This window comes from Tessaracoccus terricola (assembly GCF_054776555.1).
On sequence record NZ_BAAHBS010000001.1, the window covers coordinates 207,479 to 224,455 of the forward strand.

The 16,977-nt window shown below is 69.8% G+C and carries 19 protein-coding genes; 3 read left to right on the plus strand and 16 right to left on the minus strand.

Annotated elements, in window-relative coordinates; translation table 11 throughout:
• Positions 1-80 precede the first annotated feature (80 nt).
• Positions 81-1,208 carry a 6-phosphofructokinase gene (locus ACYU7G_RS00950; RefSeq protein WP_461103826.1) on the plus strand — a complete coding sequence of 376 codons (1,128 nt, stop codon included), beginning with the start codon at positions 81-83 and terminating at the stop codon, positions 1,206-1,208.
• Positions 1,209-1,332: 124 nt separating this feature from the next.
• A complete protein-coding gene (locus ACYU7G_RS00955; RefSeq protein WP_461103828.1) occupies positions 1,333-2,094 on the plus strand; it encodes a hypothetical protein in 762 nt (253 codons plus the stop codon).
• Positions 2,095-2,154: 60 nt separating this feature from the next.
• On the opposite strand, the gene ACYU7G_RS00960 is transcribed toward ACYU7G_RS00955, so the two are convergent.
• Genes ACYU7G_RS00960 through ACYU7G_RS00990 form a run of 7 tightly spaced genes read right to left on the minus strand, consistent with a single transcriptional unit; the run spans position 2,155 to position 6,862 of the window.
• The gene (locus ACYU7G_RS00960; RefSeq protein WP_461103830.1) at positions 2,155-2,757 is read right to left on the minus strand and encodes a mycothiol-dependent nitroreductase Rv2466c family protein; all 603 of its coding nucleotides are present in this window, start codon (positions 2,755-2,757) and stop codon (positions 2,155-2,157) included.
• A gap of 54 nt (positions 2,758-2,811) precedes the next feature.
• A complete protein-coding gene (locus ACYU7G_RS00965) occupies positions 2,812-3,393 on the minus strand; it encodes a DUF6036 family nucleotidyltransferase (RefSeq protein ID WP_461103832.1) in 582 nt (193 codons plus the stop codon).
• Positions 3,369-3,851 (minus strand): hypothetical protein, encoded by a 483-nt coding sequence (locus tag ACYU7G_RS00970; protein ID WP_461103834.1) that lies wholly within the window; start codon positions 3,849-3,851, stop codon positions 3,369-3,371. Before ACYU7G_RS00970 ends, ACYU7G_RS00965 begins: the two co-directional genes overlap by 25 nt.
• A gap of 53 nt (positions 3,852-3,904) precedes the next feature.
• Positions 3,905-4,948: a sulfate/molybdate ABC transporter ATP-binding protein gene (locus ACYU7G_RS00975; RefSeq protein WP_461103836.1), complete on the minus strand. Its 1,044-nt coding sequence runs from the start codon at positions 4,946-4,948 to the stop codon at positions 3,905-3,907.
• The gene (locus ACYU7G_RS00980) at positions 4,945-5,724 is read right to left on the minus strand and encodes an ABC transporter permease (protein WP_461103838.1); all 780 of its coding nucleotides are present in this window, start codon (positions 5,722-5,724) and stop codon (positions 4,945-4,947) included. The genes ACYU7G_RS00975 and ACYU7G_RS00980 overlap by 4 nt, the downstream gene beginning before the upstream one ends.
• Positions 5,724-6,458 (minus strand): molybdate ABC transporter substrate-binding protein, encoded by a 735-nt coding sequence (modA, locus tag ACYU7G_RS00985; RefSeq protein ID WP_461103840.1) that lies wholly within the window; start codon positions 6,456-6,458, stop codon positions 5,724-5,726. The genes ACYU7G_RS00980 and modA overlap by 1 nt, the downstream gene beginning before the upstream one ends.
• Positions 6,455-6,862: a TOBE domain-containing protein gene (locus tag ACYU7G_RS00990; protein ID WP_461103842.1), complete on the minus strand. Its 408-nt coding sequence runs from the start codon at positions 6,860-6,862 to the stop codon at positions 6,455-6,457. Before ACYU7G_RS00990 ends, modA begins: the two co-directional genes overlap by 4 nt.
• A gap of 85 nt (positions 6,863-6,947) precedes the next feature.
• Here ACYU7G_RS00990 and ACYU7G_RS00995 point away from each other — a divergent pair, with 85 nt between their 5' ends.
• Positions 6,948-7,436 carry a MogA/MoaB family molybdenum cofactor biosynthesis protein gene (locus tag ACYU7G_RS00995; RefSeq protein WP_461103844.1) on the plus strand — a complete coding sequence of 163 codons (489 nt, stop codon included), beginning with the start codon at positions 6,948-6,950 and terminating at the stop codon, positions 7,434-7,436.
• A gap of 36 nt (positions 7,437-7,472) precedes the next feature.
• Here ACYU7G_RS00995 and ACYU7G_RS01000 read toward each other — a convergent pair whose 3' ends face one another.
• The 9 genes from ACYU7G_RS01000 to ACYU7G_RS01040 form a co-directional block, all read right to left on the minus strand.
• Positions 7,473-8,684 (minus strand): hypothetical protein, encoded by a 1,212-nt coding sequence (locus ACYU7G_RS01000; RefSeq protein ID WP_461103846.1) that lies wholly within the window; start codon positions 8,682-8,684, stop codon positions 7,473-7,475.
• Between the two features lie 79 nt (positions 8,685-8,763).
• Positions 8,764-9,987 (minus strand): protein kinase domain-containing protein, encoded by a 1,224-nt coding sequence (locus ACYU7G_RS01005; protein WP_461103848.1) that lies wholly within the window; start codon positions 9,985-9,987, stop codon positions 8,764-8,766.
• The gene (locus ACYU7G_RS01010) at positions 9,984-10,640 is read right to left on the minus strand and encodes an RNA polymerase sigma factor (RefSeq protein ID WP_461103850.1); all 657 of its coding nucleotides are present in this window, start codon (positions 10,638-10,640) and stop codon (positions 9,984-9,986) included. The genes ACYU7G_RS01005 and ACYU7G_RS01010 overlap by 4 nt, the downstream gene beginning before the upstream one ends.
• 86 nt (positions 10,641-10,726) lie before the next feature.
• Positions 10,727-11,197: a cyclic pyranopterin monophosphate synthase MoaC gene (gene moaC / locus ACYU7G_RS01015; RefSeq protein WP_461103852.1), complete on the minus strand. Its 471-nt coding sequence runs from the start codon at positions 11,195-11,197 to the stop codon at positions 10,727-10,729.
• Positions 11,190-12,398, minus strand: coding sequence for a molybdopterin molybdotransferase MoeA (locus ACYU7G_RS01020; protein WP_461103854.1), 1,209 nt, complete (start codon positions 12,396-12,398; stop codon positions 11,190-11,192). Before ACYU7G_RS01020 ends, moaC begins: the two co-directional genes overlap by 8 nt.
• A gap of 147 nt (positions 12,399-12,545) precedes the next feature.
• A complete protein-coding gene (locus ACYU7G_RS01025; RefSeq protein WP_461103856.1) occupies positions 12,546-13,418 on the minus strand; it encodes a DUF559 domain-containing protein in 873 nt (290 codons plus the stop codon).
• A gap of 193 nt (positions 13,419-13,611) precedes the next feature.
• Entirely contained in the window at positions 13,612-14,040 is a 429-nt protein-coding gene (locus ACYU7G_RS01030; protein ID WP_461103858.1) for a molybdenum cofactor biosynthesis protein MoaE, read from the minus strand.
• Between the two features lie 83 nt (positions 14,041-14,123).
• Positions 14,124-15,554, minus strand: coding sequence for an MFS transporter (locus ACYU7G_RS01035; RefSeq protein ID WP_461103860.1), 1,431 nt, complete (start codon positions 15,552-15,554; stop codon positions 14,124-14,126).
• Positions 15,551-16,873 carry an MFS transporter gene (locus ACYU7G_RS01040; protein WP_461103862.1) on the minus strand — a complete coding sequence of 441 codons (1,323 nt, stop codon included), beginning with the start codon at positions 16,871-16,873 and terminating at the stop codon, positions 15,551-15,553. The genes ACYU7G_RS01035 and ACYU7G_RS01040 overlap by 4 nt, the downstream gene beginning before the upstream one ends.
• Positions 16,874-16,977: the final 104 nt, after the last annotated feature.

The following is a 16,977-nucleotide window of genomic DNA, read 5'->3' on the forward strand; positions in this document are numbered from 1 at the left end:
GGGCGGGGTCGCCGAAGACCCTCCGGGCGGAGTCGGCGGCCGGTATCGTCTGAGTTCCCAGAGCCGAACAGGGAGATGCCATGGGTGCGAAGAAGAGAATCGGGGTCCTCACCGCCGGCGGCGACAGCCCCGGCCTCAACGCCGCCATCCGCGGCCTCGGGAAGGCGGCAATCGGCTCGCACGGCATGGAGTTGATCGGGTTCCGCGACGGCATCCGCGGCCTCGCCGAGGACCGACACATCGACCTCGACAAGGGGATGCTGTCCGGGATCCTCACCACCGGCGGCACCATCCTCGGCACCAGCCGGGACAAGGTGCACAAGATGGAGGTCGACGGCGAGGTGCGTGACATGTCCGGCGCCATCGCCGACGTCGTGGAGCGCAACGGGCTCGACGGGCTGGTGCTGCTGGGTGGCGGCGGCACCGCGAAGAACGCGCTGCGGCTCGCGAAGGCCGGCATCAACGTGATGCACCTTCCCAAGACCATCGACAAGGACGTCGCCCACACCGACAACACGTTCGGGTTCTCGACGGCGCTGGAGATCGCCACCGACGCCATCGACCGGCTGCACTCGACGGCGCACAGCCACCACCGCATCATCCTGGCCGAGATCATGGGCCACAAGGCCGGCTGGCTCACCCTCGGCGCTGGGATCGCGGGTGGCGCGGACGTGATCCTGCTGCCCGAGATCCCCTACACCGTCGACTCCATCGCCGCTGCCATCCAGCACCGCCGCGACGCCGGCACCAACTTCAGCGTCGTCGCCGTCGCCGAGGGTGCCCGGGACATGGCGGCCACGGCCGAGATGGAGGCCGCCGAGCGCTTGGTGAAGGACGCCAACACGCCCGAGGCGAAGGCCGCCGCGAAGAAGCACCTGGCCGCCGTCGAGCACGAGCACCGCGAGCACACGTTCAAGTTGGCCAACGAGTTGGAGGAGGTCACCGGGCTGGAGTCACGCGTCACCATCCTCGGCTACGTCCAGCGCGGCGGCATCCCCTGCGCCGAGGACCGGCTGCTGGGCTCCCGGATCGGCTCCGCCGCCGCGGACCTGATCGCCGACGGCGAGTGGGGCGTGATGGTGGGTTCCAAGGGCGACGACACCGAGGCCGTGCCGCTCGAGGACGTCGCCGGAAACCTCGCCCTCGTCCCGAAGGACCACGCCTGGATCCGCACCGCCCGCAACGTTGGGACAAACCTGGGCGACTGACGGGGCCCTTCGAGGCTCGCTGCCGCTCGCACCTCATGGCAACTGAAATTCCAGTTTCCCTGAGGTGCGGGGACGCAGTCGCCGCCTCGAAGGGCAGCCACCACCGCTGAAATATGCTTGTCGCATGGCGAACTTCTCCCGGCGCGGGCTGCTGCTGGCAGGCGGCACGGTGCTGCTCGCGGGCTGCGGGAGTGACGTCGTCCCGGATCTCCCGAACCGCCCCGACGGCGGCGACAACTGCCGCACGCCGGAGTCGCTGGTCGGTTTCGACACGGTGGGCACCGGCGCGCTGGGCTACGAGATCGACCGCGCGCACACGTCGATGCGCTCGGACCCGCGGTTCCTGGAGCGGCTGGAGCTGTGGGCGGAGGACTGGGCGGAGCTGAGCGGTCTGGGCGCGATCCGCGAGGTCTGGAGCTACGGCGCCTACGTGGACAAGTGCAGTTCGTTCCACCAGGCGGGCCGGGCGTTCGACTTCGCGGAGGTGGTGCACGAGGGCGGCTCGATCTCCTGCCGCTACGACACCTGGGGTCCCGGGAGCAGCACCCAGCTGCGGGACTACTGGCGGCTGGCGGCGTCGCTGCACCTGCACTTCGCCTACACCCTCACCTACCTGTACAACGCGCAGCACCACAACCACATCCACGTGGACAACTCGGTCTCCGGTGATGAGCTGAGCACGTTCCGCGAGCGCTCCGAGGTGCAGGTGCAGTTGGTGCAGTCCGCGCTGCGGCACGTCCACGGGCGCGAGGTCCAGGCCACGGGCAGCTACGACGACCAGACCAAGGCCGCACTCCGGGAGACCCAGGCCCAGCTGGGCCTCACCCGTCCCCTGGCCGACGCCGACGGCTGGCGCGGCTTCCTCCGCGCGACGGCCACGGGCTGAGAGCCTCGACCCCGGCGGGTCTGTCCCCCGACCACGGTGGGTGGCCGGGGGCCAGCAGCGTCAGTCGAAGATCGGGCCGACGGTGCGGGTGCGCTTGAGCTCGAAGAAGCCGGGGTAGGCGGTCACCTTGACGAAGCCGTCGAACAGTTCACCGGCCTCCTCGCCCTTGGGTGCGGGCGAGATGACGGGGCCGAACAGGCTCATGCCGTTGATGCGCAGCACGGGCGTACCCACTTCGTCGCCGACTGGGTCCATGCCCTCGTGGTGCGACTTGCGCAGGGCGTCGTTGAGCTCGTCGGTCTTGGCCAGCTCCAGCAGGTCGGAGGAGAAGCCGACGTCGGCCAGGGCCTTGAGGATGGTGGCCTCGTCCTTGGGCTCGCCGCCGGGGTGGAAGCGGGTGCCGATGGCGGTGTAGAAGTCGCGCAGGCCCTTGGAGCCGTGCGCCTGCTCCACGGCCAGCGCGGTGCGGGCCGGAACCCACGCCTGGTCCATGGCGGCGCGGTACTCGGCCGGCAGGTCACGGCCGTCGTTGAGGACGGCGAGGCTCATGATGTGGAAGGTGGTCTCGACGTCGCGGACCTTCTCCACCTCCAGCATCCAGCGGGAGGTCATCCAGGCCCAGGGGCAGGTGGGATCGAACCAGAAGTCAACAGGAGTCGTCATGGCCCCATCGAACCACAGCGGGCAAGCAGCCGACCTGTGTCCAGCAGCCGGGTTCTAGTGGTTGCCCCGAGAGTTGAGCGGGCGACCCTGTGCTGCCGCCCTCGCGAACACCTGCCGGGCAGCATAGAGGGCCTCGTCAGGATCCGCGTGGCCGATGTAGGACTCGTCGAAGAGTCGGTTGTGGATGTCGGCGGCTTGTTCCGGTTCGGTGACACCCGTGAACCGGAACAACGTCTCCAAGTCATCCATGTCACGCTCACGCATGGCCCGCAGTTTCATCGCGATCAGGTGCTCCGCTGACGCCACCGCGATCCGCAGACCGGGAAGGTTGAACTCTCCGGCATCCTCGTCGGGCTCGTTTGACATGAAAGCGGAAGCTGCAGTGTTGACCCAGTCCCGAGCCAGACCGTGCCGTTCAGCAACCACGGCAGCGGCCTCGCGAAAACCCGCGTGCTCAGCCCTGATCTGGGCATCGACGTCGCGAGTGATGCGGCGGGACTGGTACTCCAGTGCCATCGCGGCCCCATCGACGACGTAGATGCTTGCCTCGACTCCCTGCCGTTGGAGGATCTCACCGGTTTCCGTGAGCAGGATCAACAGGTCCTCGCGGTTCAGGTCGCGCCCACCGTCGTCCATGCCTGGGTGAACTCTCGTTCGTCGATGAAGATACCGATTCGCATCAGTTCCGCCGGTGTGTGGGCCATGTCGACGTAGGCCTTCTCCTTGCTGTACGCGACGGGCCACCAGAACTGGTTGAGGGGTTCCACCCGGGTCCACGACGGCGCCTTGCGCTCCAACTCGTGGAGGCGGTACCTGATGGCCCCCCTCAGGAGGGCATCCCAGGCGTGGTCGCCGGTTGTTGGCGGTTCTGTCAGGGCCTCATCCAGCCTGCCTGCACCGAGGGCCGACGGGAGCCGGTTGACCCCGTCCATCAGCATCCTCAACGCGTGGCCGGTGTCGCCAGCAGCAACGTTGGCGCGGACGTCCTCGGCGATCTCCGGCACCGTCGGCCAGTGCCGCCCAGGGGTGTCCACCCCAACAGCTCGGGCAGCAACTGAGACGGAGCGTCCGTCTTCCGCTTGACCGATGGACACGATGGCCTCCAACCCTTTGTGGGAGTTTAGCGCAGCCCCCAACGGGTCGAGCTTCAGTACAGGGTCACCGCGGTGGCCTTGATCGACGCCACCAGGCGCAGGCCGGGCTCCACTCCCAGTTCGGCCACGGCCGACGTGGTCAGGTCCGCCGCGAGCGCCTGCCCGTCGAGGTCCACCAGCACCCGCACCACGGGTCCGCGCGGTTCCACGGCCCGGACCACTACGTCGACGGCGTTGCGGGGGCTGCCGTGCGGGTCGTGCAGGTGCAGGCCGACGGCGTTGGCGGGGATGCTGGCCCAGCCGGGTCCGGTGCTGGCGTCGTCGCCCATGAGGCCCGCGACGACGGTGCCGTCGGCCAGGCGCAACCCGCCGTCGACGAGCTCCCCGGAGAGCAGGTTGACGCCGGTGAAGTCGGCCAGGAACCGGCTGCGGGGCCGGGACAGCACCTCGGCCACGGGACCCTGTTCCACCACCCGGCCGCCCTCCAGCACGACGACGTGGGACGCCAGGGTGAGCACGTCCAGGAGGTCATGGGTCACCAGAACAGACGTCCTGTCCGCCAGGTGGGTTCGCAGCAGGCTCCGCAGCTCGGGAGCGGTGGCCACGTCCAACGCGGCCATCGGCTCGTCGAGGAGGACCACCTCGGGCCTGATGGCCAGCGCCCGCGCCAGCGCCACCCGCTGCGCCTGCCCGCCGGAGAGCTGGTTGGGACGGCGATCGGCCAGCGCCGCGCACCCCACCCGGTCCAGCTGGGCGAGGGCCTCCTGGCGGGCCACCCCCTTCGCGACACCCCGCGAGCGCAGCCCGAACATGGCGTTGGCCAGCACGTCGAGGTGGGGGAACAGCAGGGGCCGCTGCTCCAGCAGCGCCACCTCCCGCCTGTGCGGGGGGATGAAGAACTTGCCGTCGGCGAGGGCGCGGCCGTGCACCTCGACGCGGCCGTCGTCGGGGCGCAGCGCACCCGAGAGCAGCCCGAGGAGCGTGGACTTGCCTGCGCCGTTGGGGCCGATCACGGCGGTGCGGGAACCGGGCGGCAGGTCCACGTCGAGGTGGACGTCGCGGGCCCGGATCCGGGCGTCGACGCGGATGCCGCTCACGATGCCACCGGCCGGTTGAAGCGCGCCGAGACCGCCACCACCAGCAGCGCCACCACCACCAGCACCAGGGCCAGGGCGAGCGCAAGGTCCGGATCCTGCTCGCGCTGCAGGTAGACCAGCAGCGGCAGGGTGCGGGTGGTGCCGGCCAGCGAGCCGGCGAAGGTCAGGGTGGCGCCGAACTCCCCCAGGGCGCGGGCGAAGGTGAGCGCCGCGCCGGAGACCAGCGCGGGCATCGCCATGGGCAGGGTGACGCGCCACAGCACCCGGCCGGGAGAGGCGCCGAGGTTGGCGGCGACGGTGCCGTAGTCGCCGGAGTCCGCGCGGAGGGCGCCCTCGAGCGAGATGACGAGGAACGGCATGGCGACGAAGACCTGCGCGCAGACCACGGCCACCGTCGTGAACCCGATCTCGATGCCGATGGCGGACAGGTGCTGGCCCACGAGGCCGCGGCGCCCGAGGGTGGACAGCAGCGCCAGACCCGCCACCACCGGCGGCAGCACCATCGGGATGGTCACCAGGGTCCGCACGACTACGGCCCCGCGGCCCTGCATCCGGGACATCGCCAGCGCCAACGGGACGCCGAGCGCCAGGGAGATGGCGGTGGCTGCCAGGCAGGTGACCAGCGAGAGGCCGAGCGCCTGCCGCGCCTCCACCGAGAGCAGCAGGGCCGGCAACTGGCTCCAGGGGACGCGCGCCGCCATCCCCGCGAGCGGGATGACGAGGAACGCCAACCCGAGCGCGAAGGGCAGCCACGTCCACCTGGGGAACGGGGTCATCAGGAGGGCCCGAACCCGAACTCGACCAGGAGGTCCTGCCCCTGCTGCCCGGTGACGAGGCCGATGAACGACGCCGCGGCCTCGGCGTCGCCGCCGACCACCGCCGCGATCCAGTACTCGTTCACGTGCTGGGAGGACTCGGGGATCTCGATGGTCTCCACGTCCTCGCCTGCGCCCGCGGCGTCGGTGGCGTAGACGAGTCCGGCGTCGGCCTCACCGGAGGTGACCTTGCCGAGCACGTCGGTGACCGCGGACTCCTCGGAGACCGGCTGCAGCGTGATCCCGACGGTCTCGGCGAGCGCTGCCGTGGCCTCACCGCACGGCACCTCGGGTGCGCAGACGACGAGCTTGGCGCCGTCGAGGGACTGGTCGAGCCCGGTGATGCCTGCGGGGTTGCCGGCCGGGGTCACCAGCACCAGCACGTTGGTGGCGAACCGCACGGGCTCCCCCTCGATGACACCCTCCTCGACGGCGCGGTCCATGGTGGACGTGTTGGCCGAGGCGAACACGTCAGCGGGCGCACCTCCGACGAGCTGGTCCACCAGGCCGTTGGAGCCGCCGAAGGAGAAGTCCGCCGGCTCCGCCGCGTCGTCGGCCAGTTCCTCGAACGGGTTGGTGAGGGATGCGGCGGCGAACACGACGGGAGCGGCCTCCTCGGCGGCGGAGCAGGCCGTGGCCCCGAGGAGTGCGGCCGCGAGCAGGGCGGCGCCCACGAGGCGGGGGCCGCGGCTCATCGCGGCACCTCGATGGTGACGTTGGTGGCTTTGACGACCGCGGTGGCGATGCTGCCCACCTCGAGGCCGAGCTGCTGCACGGCCTCCGTGGAGATCAACGACGTGACCCGGTTGGGTCCGCTCTGCAGCTCCACCTGGCTCATCACCTTGTCGGAGACGACCCGGGTGACGATGCCGGTGAAGTGGTTGCGGGCGGAGCGCACCGCGGCGCCGCCATCGAGGGTGGCGAGGGTGTCATCGGTGTGCAGGGCCTCGGCGAACCGTGCGAGTTCCGCACCTTCGATCACCTGCCGCCCGGCTTCGTCGCTGACCGTGGCAAGCTTGCCGTCGGCGGCCCAGCGGCGGATGGAATCGTCGCTCACGCCGAGCAACACGGCGGCCTGTGAGATCCGTATCTGCGTCATATTCTCGACGATAGCACCGCATTTGCGTGTGAATTCGCTGCGCGCAGTTGGTTTCCACACGAGCCACCTGCTCTAGCATGGGCGCATGGCAATCCGAGCAGCCGTGATCACCGTTTCAGACCGCGCCCACCACGGCGACTACGAGGACCGCTCCGGCCCCGTCGCCCGCGACGCGCTGGTGGCGGCCGGCTTCGATGTTGCCGGGATCGTGGTGGTCCCCGACGACGTGGCACCCATCCAGGGGGCCATCCGGGCCGCCATCGCCGACGGAGCGCGCATCGTGTTCACCACCGGTGGCACCGGCGTCGCACCCCGCGACGTCACCCCCGAGGCCACCGCCGCACTCGGCGGGCAGGAACTGCCGGGCATCCCGGAGGAGATCCGCCGCCGCGGCCTGGCCAACACGCCGCTGGCCATCGCCTCGCGTGGGCTGGCCGTGGCCATCCGCGACGGCGAACGCTCGGCCCTGGTGGTCAACGCACCCGGCTCACGCGGGGGCGCGCGGGACGCCGTCGCGGTGGTGGCGGAGGTGGGTGCCCACGTCGTCGGGCAGTTGGACGGTGAGACCCACTGACGCAGCAGCCCGGGCAGCAGGCACGAAGCACCTGGGTCAGCCGTCGGCCGGGAAAGTGATCTCGAAGGCGTCGGTGACGAAGGTGCCCGTGCCGTCGGAGGTGATCTGGACGCCCTGACCGTAGGGGATCTCGACGGCGAAGTCACCGCTGAAGCCGATGGTCACGCTGGTCAGGTCCACGGGAACCTGCACCCAGGTGGTGCGCTCGTCGTCTGTTCCGGTGGTGCCGTAGAAGCCCTCGGCGTGGAACCCGTCGGTGGTGACGGTGCCATCAGCGTCGATGCTGGCCTCCACGTTCATGCTGGTGAACTCCGTCAGGAACCCGTCCTCGGAGGTGCCCAGGTCGTAGGCCCAGGTGATTCCCAGCCAAGCGGCATCCGGTTCTGCCCAACCGCCGTCGGCCGTCCAGGCGGTCAGCCTTGCGGCCTCGACGTCGAAGGAGAACTCGGTGACCACCTCGGAGTTCTCACCGGTCTCGTCCGTGGGGAACGTGATCGGATCCAGCCGGATGGTGTGGTGTGGTTCCTGGACGGTGTTGGCGCGGTAGTAGGCCGCGGCCACGTCGTCGTCCTGGCGCTCGCCGGTCAGGACGTCAACCAACTGGTCGTGCCCCTCGGAGGAGACCACCAGCCGGGTGGAGCCGTCGTCGGGCATCGAGACGAGCAACCGCACGGAGCGCTCCTTGTCCAGCTCGTGGAGGTGCTTCTGGGCTCCGCCGACGGTGATGGAGAGGTCACCCTGTGGCGCCTTGTCCCAGCCAGTGGTGGAAACCGGCTTGAACTTCACCTCGACGACCCGCAGGACCTCGCCGTCGGCCGGCCCGTAACTGGTCACCTCGGTGCCGTCGGACAGCGTCGCGTCGAGGCCGATCTGCTGCGGGGTGAGCGTCTCCACTGCCTGCACCTGGACGAACTCCAGCGTTCCGGCGGGGGTGATGACGGTGCCCTGTTCGGGGCGCACGGTCTCGGTGTAGGTGAGGTCCTCGGCGAACTCCTCGGTCATGAAGCCGGATTCGACGGGTTGCACCTCGACGGCCGGAGCAGCCTCCTGGGTGGCCTCCGTCGTGGTCTCGGCGGTGGTCTCGGCACTGGCCGAGGGGTTTGCACCGTCCTCGGTGAAGTCCGCGGCCTGCGTGGCGCCGCAGGCACTGAGCGCAACAAGGGCGATGCCCGCCAGGCCGAGGTTGCGGACCCGGGGCAGCAGGCTGGTTGGGCGCGTGGACGAAGTGTGCAGGTGGGCGGGGGACATTGGTATCTCCTTGGGATTCTCGGAACGGTTCTGCAGATGAGTCGCAAGCCACAGCGATTCGGTTGCAGTGATTCCCGAACTACTTCTCGACAACCCGGAAAGTATGGGTGACAAGGAGGTCAGCACCTTCCGGGGAGCGTGCCGCCAGCACCACCCGGCCGCTGCCGGCACTCGTGGCACGAACCGCCACCTCCTGTTCGTCGACGACATACCTGCCGGTCGGCAGCGTCCACACCCACGTGTCTACCCCGTCGAGGTCGACGGTGAAGACGGCGCTCTCCCCCACCACCACTTCGTCCGGGCCGATGATGGCGATACTTGCCCCGCCCACGCTGGCCGGGGGCGTGGAGTCACCCAGCTGCCAGCCTGCCCACAGCCCACAGGCCAGGGCCACCACAGCCGTCACCACCGCGAGCCAGCGACCCACCCGGGCACGGGGCGGCGACGTGGAGACGGAGTGGCTGGCGGCTGGGTCTGGCGACGGTGCCGCCTCGTCGGCGGGGGCGAGCGCGCCCTCCACCTCATGCAGCCACCGGTTGGCATCGGCGGGCCGGTCCTTCGGGCGCCTCGCCATGCCGCGACGCAGCACCCCGGCGAGGGCCCGGGCTGCGGGACGGGGCAGGTCCGCGTCATCGGCGAGCCACTGCAGCAGGGCCGACATCGCCCAGATGTCGGCGCGGATGTCCACGACGCCGGGAGCATCCTGTTCCGGCGGCCGGAAGCCGGACGTGCCACCGGCCACCGTGAGCCCCGAGTTGAGCGCCAGGTCCTTGCACATTCCGAGGTCGGCCAGCAGCAGCCGCTCGTCGGGCGCGACGAGGCAGCTCGGGGGCCGGTCCTCGGCGTCGAGTCCACCCGAGCCACGGGAGGCCAGCAACAGGTTGCCGGGGCTGAGGTCCCGGTGGACCAGGCGGGCGCGGTGGACGTCGTCGACGCCGGCGGCGAGTTCCCTGGCGAAGACCAGGAGGTCGTCGGCCGTGGCCCGCCACCCCTGCTGACGCAGCGCCGCAACGCGCGCGCCGAGGGAGCCACGGTCCGCGAGCTCCATGACGAGGTATGGCTGGAGCCGCTCGGACTCCCCGATGTCGTGGACCTCGGCGCAGTGCTCCCCACCGACGCGGCGCAGGGCCCGACCCTCAGCGATGAAACGCTCCCGGATCTCCGGACTCATGGAGTGGTTCTCGGCCAGCACCTTGACGGCGACGACGTCGTCGAGGTGCTCGTCGACTGCACGGTGGACCGTGGCGAAGGAGCCCACCCCGATGGCCTCCTCCAACCGGTACCTGCCCAGGTGCTGGCTCATTGCCGTCCGTCCAGGTCACCGGCCGCGCCGGCGAGCATGGCCCGCCCGCGGCTGATCTGGGCCTTGACGGTGCCGATGCTGCGCCCGAGCTGCTCGGCGATCTCCCGGTAGGCCATACCGTCGATGTCACGCATGGTGACGGGTCGACGGTAGAGCTCGGGCAGCTGCCGCAGCAGGTCCTGGACGGTGGCACGGGTGGCGATCATGGAGCTCATCCGCGCGGACGGCAGCAGTTCCTCGTCGTCGCAGAGCGTGGCTGCGTCGCGGCGGCGGCGCAGGTGGTCGGCGACGCGCCGCTTCACGATGGGGTGGAGCCAGGTGGTGAAGGCCGAGTCCCCCCGGTAGGAGCCAATGGACTGCACGACGGAGATCAGTGACTCCTGGGCCACGTCGTCGACGGCGGTCCGGTCCAGCAGCATGGAGCCGGCGATGCGATGGATGACACCGCACGCGTCGAGGGTTTCCACCAGCAGTTCCAGGGCGGCGCGGTCCTCGCCGTCGGCGGCGGCCACGTGGCGACCCAGCGGCGAGAGTGCCTCGTCGGCCGCGCCTGCGGCAGAGAGTTGCGCGACGACGTCGGCCGCCGCGGGCAGGTCACCATCGCGGAGCAGGCGCTCCAGTTCCTCGGGTGTGGCTCCTCGTGCTGCGGGCATGCGCGGCAGCCTAGCGCCTCGGGTGGTCGGCACCGGTGTGGTGGCAACTGGCCCCTGACCAGCCCCGGGATCCGAGGCAGCCTCGCCTACTCCCTGTGCCAGTCCCCGGACCGGCCACCGGACTTGGCGATCACCCGCGCGTTGACGATCTCCGCGCTGCGGTCCACGCCCTTGACCATGTCGACGATCGCGAGGGCCGCGACGGTGGCTGCGGTCAGCGCCTCCATCTCGACGCCGGTGCGGTCTGCCGTGCGGGTCTCCACCTCGATCTCCACCCCGTCGTCGACGATCTCCAGGTCCACCCGGGCGCCGTGGACGCCGATGACATGGGCCAGGGGCAGCAGGTCAGGGACCTTCTTGGTGGCGGCGATCCCGGCCACCCGGGCGACGGCGAGGACGTCACCCTTGGGGACGGTGCCGTCGCGAAGGGCGGCGACCACCTCGTCGGAGCAGGTGACCTTGGCCCGCGCGGTGGCGGAGCGGACGGTGGGTTGCTTGGCTGTGACGTCCACCATGCGGGCCTGGCCCGCGGCGTCGAGGTGGGTGAATTCAGTCATTGGTCTCGATTACCTCCAGGACGTCGCCGGCGTGGACGGTTGCCACTTCGGCGGGGACGACGGCGAGCGCATCGGCCAGGTGCAGCGACGCGATGGCGTGCGATCCGGAACCGAGGGCATGGGCGCGGCGGATCCCGGCGGGGGTGACCACCACGGGCACATACTGCCGTCTGCCGGGAGGCGTGGTCCACTCGTCGGCCACGGGGAAGCTCCGGGTGGCACGGGTCGTCGGCCGACCGGCCAGGTGCGCAACCAGGGGGCGCACGAACAGCCAGGCGGAGACGAACACGCTGACGGGGTTGCCCGGCAGGGCGAGCAGGGGGACGCGGCGGCCGGCGATGTCCCAGTGGCCCAGGCCCTGCGGCTTGCCGGGCTGCATCGCCACTTTCACGAATTCGACGCTGCCGCTGGTCACCTGGCGCACCACCTCGAACGCCCCGGCCGAGACGCCACCGGAGGTGACCACGAGGTCCACGCGGCCGGCCCCGGCGAGGGCGTCGCGGAAGGCCTGCTGGTCGTCACCGACCCGCAGCACCGACGCCACCACCCCACCGAACTGCTCAACCAGCCCCTCCAGCAGCAGCCCGTTGGAGTCCGGGATCTGGCCCGGGCCGATCGGCTCCCCCGGCGCCACCAGCTCCGTACCCGTGGCCACGACCAGCACGCGCGGCCGTGGGTGCACGAGCCACTTCCCGTGCCCCACCGACGACGCCGCCGCGGCCGCTGCGGCTGTGGTGCGGGCCCCGGCGGGGAGCACGAGCTGGCCGGCTTCGATGTCATCCCCCCGGCGCCTGACGTGGCGCCCGGGCGCGACGGTGGCGCGGATCTCGACGAGCTGCGGCAGCGGATGGTCGCCGGGTGCCTGGTCCGTGTCCTCCACGGGTACGACGGCGTCCGCCCCGGCGGGTTGCGGCGAGCCGGTCATGATCCGGATGGCCTGGCCGGGCGCGAGGGTGAGGTCTGAGGCGCTGCCGGCCGGGACGTCGCCCACCACCTCGAGCACGCAGGGGGTCTCGGCGGTGTCGTCGGAGCGTACCGCGAAGCCGTCCATCGCCGAGTTGTCGAAAGGGGGCACCGGGTAGCGGGCGACGACGTCGGCGGCCAGCACCGTCGTCGGGTCTGCCTTCACCGGGACCTCGCACGGCGCAAGCGGCTCCGCCAGCGCCAGCACCGCCCCCTGGTGCTCCTCAACCGTGCGCACTGCTCCTCCTCCATCGGCTCCGGTCCCGAGGATAGCGGTGGCCAAATCGGCTGGGACTCCGCCCGCTGTCCTCGCACTCGGGTAGTGGTGCTGGGCCTCGTCGGGATCCGATCCACTCCTGCTGCGTCCCAGTCCAGCATGGGACCGTCACCGGCCCGCCCGGGCGCCTACCCAGCCTCCCGCCGCCAGTGCCTTCCTGATCTGGGCGGCCACCTCCGCCGGCCGCTCCACGACGTCGTGCCAGCCGTAACGCAGGGTGGTGTACCCCTTGAGGGCTGCGCGGTTGTCCCGGTCCATGTCCCGGAACGCATCCTCATGGCCCAGGTGGCCGTCCAGTTCCACCAGCAGCCCGAACTCGTCCCACACGTTGTCCGAGCGGCTGTGCTCCACCACAGGTACCTGCCGGGTGGGCAACGGCAGCCCGTGCGCCCGCAGCACTAGCTCCAGGAACCGCCACTCCAGCACCGACTCGATGCCCTTCGATGCCTCCTCGCACACCCGCTCCAGCACCCGCCGGTGCCGCACCGCCCGGCGCCCCTGCAACTCCTCCACGATCCGCGACGGCGTGGTCATGCCCTCCGCGATGGCCCGCGTGGCCGCCATGATCGTCGCGTCCTCGTCGCACTCCCCAGCCAAGTCCAGGATGGCCACCTCCACCGACGTCCGCGGCGGTGTCCCCCGCCCCGCGCGGGTGCCCCGCCACAGCTCCACCCGGACCGCGCCGTCGCCCATGCCCGCGAGGGGTCGCTGTCTTGTGTGGAAGATCGTGATGCGCTTCGGCGGCTCCTTCACGAAACCGTGCAGGTGCCCGGCCGCAGCACCACCGACCACAGCCCCTGAGCCGCCACGCTCCAGTCCGGCCCAACACCAGCTGTGCCATGTCGGCTCCTTCGTGCAGTAGAAGCCGGGCACCAGCGTCACCCAGCCCCTGGCCCAGCGTTCACGGACCTTGCGGGACTTCTGGTGCCGCCTCAGCTGGGCGCGCGTGAGGACTCCCGCCTGGGTGCGTGCGAGTCTCATCAGTGCGCGGTCTGGCTCTTGTCGGGTCCGCATGACCCACACTCTGGTTGTCCAAGCAGGCGATCCGTCACGGGCTGCGCCCCCCCTGTGGAAAACTCAACTGGTCGTTCCTTCACCTTAGACGGGGGCGGGACGTACTATTGATACGTTTCAGCCCTATCTGCGCGGCGGCGGGACCGAGCCCGCGCCGTCGTCACGGCAGGTTTGACCAGTCGGAGGTGCCGTCGACGTAGTGCTGGTGCTTCCAGATGGGCACGGAAGCCTTGACGTGGTCGACCAGGTCCGAGGCGCAACTGAACGCCTGCCCACGGTGCGAGGCGGCCACCACGGCGAAGAGCGCCACGTCACCGATCTCCAACTCCCCCACGCGGTGCACCACCGCGACGGCGTGCACACCCTCCCGGCCGCTGAAGGACTCGGCCACCTCCCGCAGGAGATCCTCCGCCGAGGGGTGGGACGAGTAGGACAGCGACGTGACGTCGCGCCCGCCGTCGTGGTTGCGGACGGCACCGACGAAGGTGACGACGGCGCCGGCGCGGGGGTCGTCCACCAGGGCGGCGACGGCGGCGGTGTCGACGGGGACGTCGGAGATCTCGGCGAGGCGGACGAAGTCTTGGCTCACTTGGGTTCCTCTCGGGCGGGTGACTCCAGCGTAGGTGCGACGACGCCGCCCGGCACGCGGCCGGGCGGCGTCGGGGCGGGGGGTCAGCCCTTCTTCGGCGCGTTGGGACCGGCGTAGCGGACCCAGGTGATCACGATGCACATCACGGCCCAGGCGGCACCGATCCAGTAGAAGGCGGTGGGGCTCATGATGGTGAGGCCGACGCCGAACAGGAACGGGCCGAACGCCGCGACGGCGCTGGTCCAGCCGATCACGCCACCGGCCTGCCGCTTCTCGAAGATCATCGGCATCTGCTTGAACGTGGAGGCGTTGCCGATTCCGGTGAAGAAGAAGATGGCGATCATGCCCCACAGGAACCAGTAGAAGCCGCGGGTCAGCGACTCGGCCGAGGAGACATCAGGCGTCAGCGAGGGGATGGTGAACAGGATGGATGCGAGGATGCCGATCCCGGAGATCAGCGTCCAGATGGCCCCGCCCATCCTGTCGGTCAGCGGTGCGAACAGGATGCGCGCACCTGCACCCACCAGCGGGCCCAGGAAGATGTAGTTGACGACGTCAGGCAGTTGGTAGCCGGCAACCAGCAGGTTGTCTCCGGAGACGATCAGCTCGTTGTACTGCCCATACATGTTTTCCATCATCAACCCGAACTGTGCGGCCAGCCCGGAGAAGGTGCCGAAGGTCATGATGTAGAGGATTGTCATCAGGTGGGTGTCGATGTTGCCGAAGATGTCGAACTGCTGCTTGATGCTCACCTTCATCGGCACGGACTTGAGCACGATGTAGGCCCAGATGGCGATGGCGATCACGAACGGCAGGTAGACCAGCGCCGAGTTCTGGTACCAGACCAGCACGTCGGGTTTGCCGGTGAAGGTCATGGTGTGGCTCTGGAAGATGGCGTAGCCGAAATTCTTCAGGAAGTCCGAGCCCACCCTGTCGAAGAACGCGAACCCGAACAGCGGGAACGAGATCAGCCAAGGCGTGAGGAGCTGCACCAGTGAGACGCCGAAGTTGCCGATCCCCGCCTGCAGGCCCAGGGCCGTGCCCTGCAGCCGCTTCGGGAAGAAGTACGACGTGGACGGCATCAGCCCGGAGAACGCGCCACCACCGATGCCGGACAGGATTGCCAGGCCCATCAAGCGCCAGTACGGGACGTCGGGGTTGGTGATCTCGAACGCCCAGCCCAGCATGGGCAGCAGCAGGAGCAGCGTGGTCAGCGTGACCAGCTTCCGGGTGCCGATCTTGGGGGGCAGGATCATCCACAGGATGCGCAACGCGCCACCGGACAGGCCGGGCATGGCGGCCATCCAGTACAGCTGCGACGGTGAGAAGTCATAACCCAGCGGCCGCAGCTTCGGGATGATGGCGCTGGGCAGGAACCACGCCACGAAGCACATCGTGAGCGAGAAGGTGGTGATGATGAGCGTGTGCCAGGCGAGCTTCTTGTCCCATGTCTTCTCGTCCTCGGGGTCCCAGCTCTTGAGCCAGTCCCCTTCGGTCTCGTGCTTGGTGCTCACTTCGCGGCCTCCTCAATCGGCAGTTCGATCGCGCCGGCCAGGTCCGGCGACTTGTCGTCGAGCATCCTCACCACAGTCAAGTGCATCCAGACGGCGCACACAGCCGTTACGAGGAAGATCACGAAGAAGGTGCTGGTGGGGAACCCCGACCATTCCTTCGTGTAGGCGAACAGCGGCGGCAGGAAGAAGCCGCCCAGCCCGCCGAGCATCCCGACGAGGCCGCCGACGGAGCCGACGTTGTCGGGGAAGTACTCGGGGATGTGCTTGAACACGGCGGCCTTGCCGAAGCCCATGGCGCACCCGAGCAGGAACACCAGCACGACGAACGCCCACAGCGAGAGCCGGTAGGCCAGGTGTTCGGAGGTGGAGCCGTCGGCGTGGGAGATGACGATGTGGCCGTTGGGCATCATCAGGACGCCGGAGGTGACCAGCATGATCCCGAACGTCCAGTACATGACCCGACGCGCTCCCCACCGGTCGGCCATCCAGCCACCCACGGGCCGCAGCAGCGAGGCGGGGAAGATGAACGTGGCGGTCAGGAGGCCGGCGACGGTGAGGGTGACGTCGAAGTTGTCGACGTAGTACTTCGGCAGCCACGCCGAGAGGGCGACGTAGGCGCCGAAGACCGCCACGTAGTAGAGGCTGAAGCGCCACACCCGCACGTGCCGCAGCGGGGCGAGCATCTCCTTGATGGGCTTGGCGGAGCCGGGCGCGATGTCCTGCCGGGGCACGATCACCCAGGTGGCGATGCCGACCAGCACCAGCAGCACCGCGTAGATCACCGGCACCAGGCGCCAGCCACCCTGGACGCCGAAGAAGAAGGTGGCACCGGAGGTGGCGGCGATCAGCGGGGGGCCGATGAACTTGGTGACCGAGGCGCCGACGTTGCCCGCGCCGAAGACGCCCAGGGCCAGTCCCTGCCGCTCGCGGCCGAACCAGGCAGCGTTCCAGGCGGTGCCGACGGAGAACAGGTTGCCGGAGAAGCCGACGAGGAAGGCCAGGAACAGCAGCATCCCGTAGTTGTCGGCGATTGAGACGAGGTAGGCGGGGATCGCGACGACGAACAGCATCGCGAGGGTGACCTTGCGGCCGCCGATGCGGTCGGTGAGGATGCCGGCGGGCAGGCGCCAGATGGAGCCGTTCAGGACGGCGAAGGCAGAGATCCAGGACAGCTCGACGTCGGTGAGCCCCAGCTCCTCCTGGATGGGCACGCCCAGGATTCCGAACATCAGCCAGACCGCGAACATCAGGGTGAACGCGATGCTGGACATCGTGAGGACGCGGCCGGCGCCCTTCCTGGACACAGTCGTGCTGGTCATGAGTCACACTCCTCGAAGCTCTGATTCCCTGGACCAGGCACCCTCGGGGGCCGGAGCCTCGGAGATTGTCGCAGGGTCGACATCTGGAGTTTCGACCGGGGTCT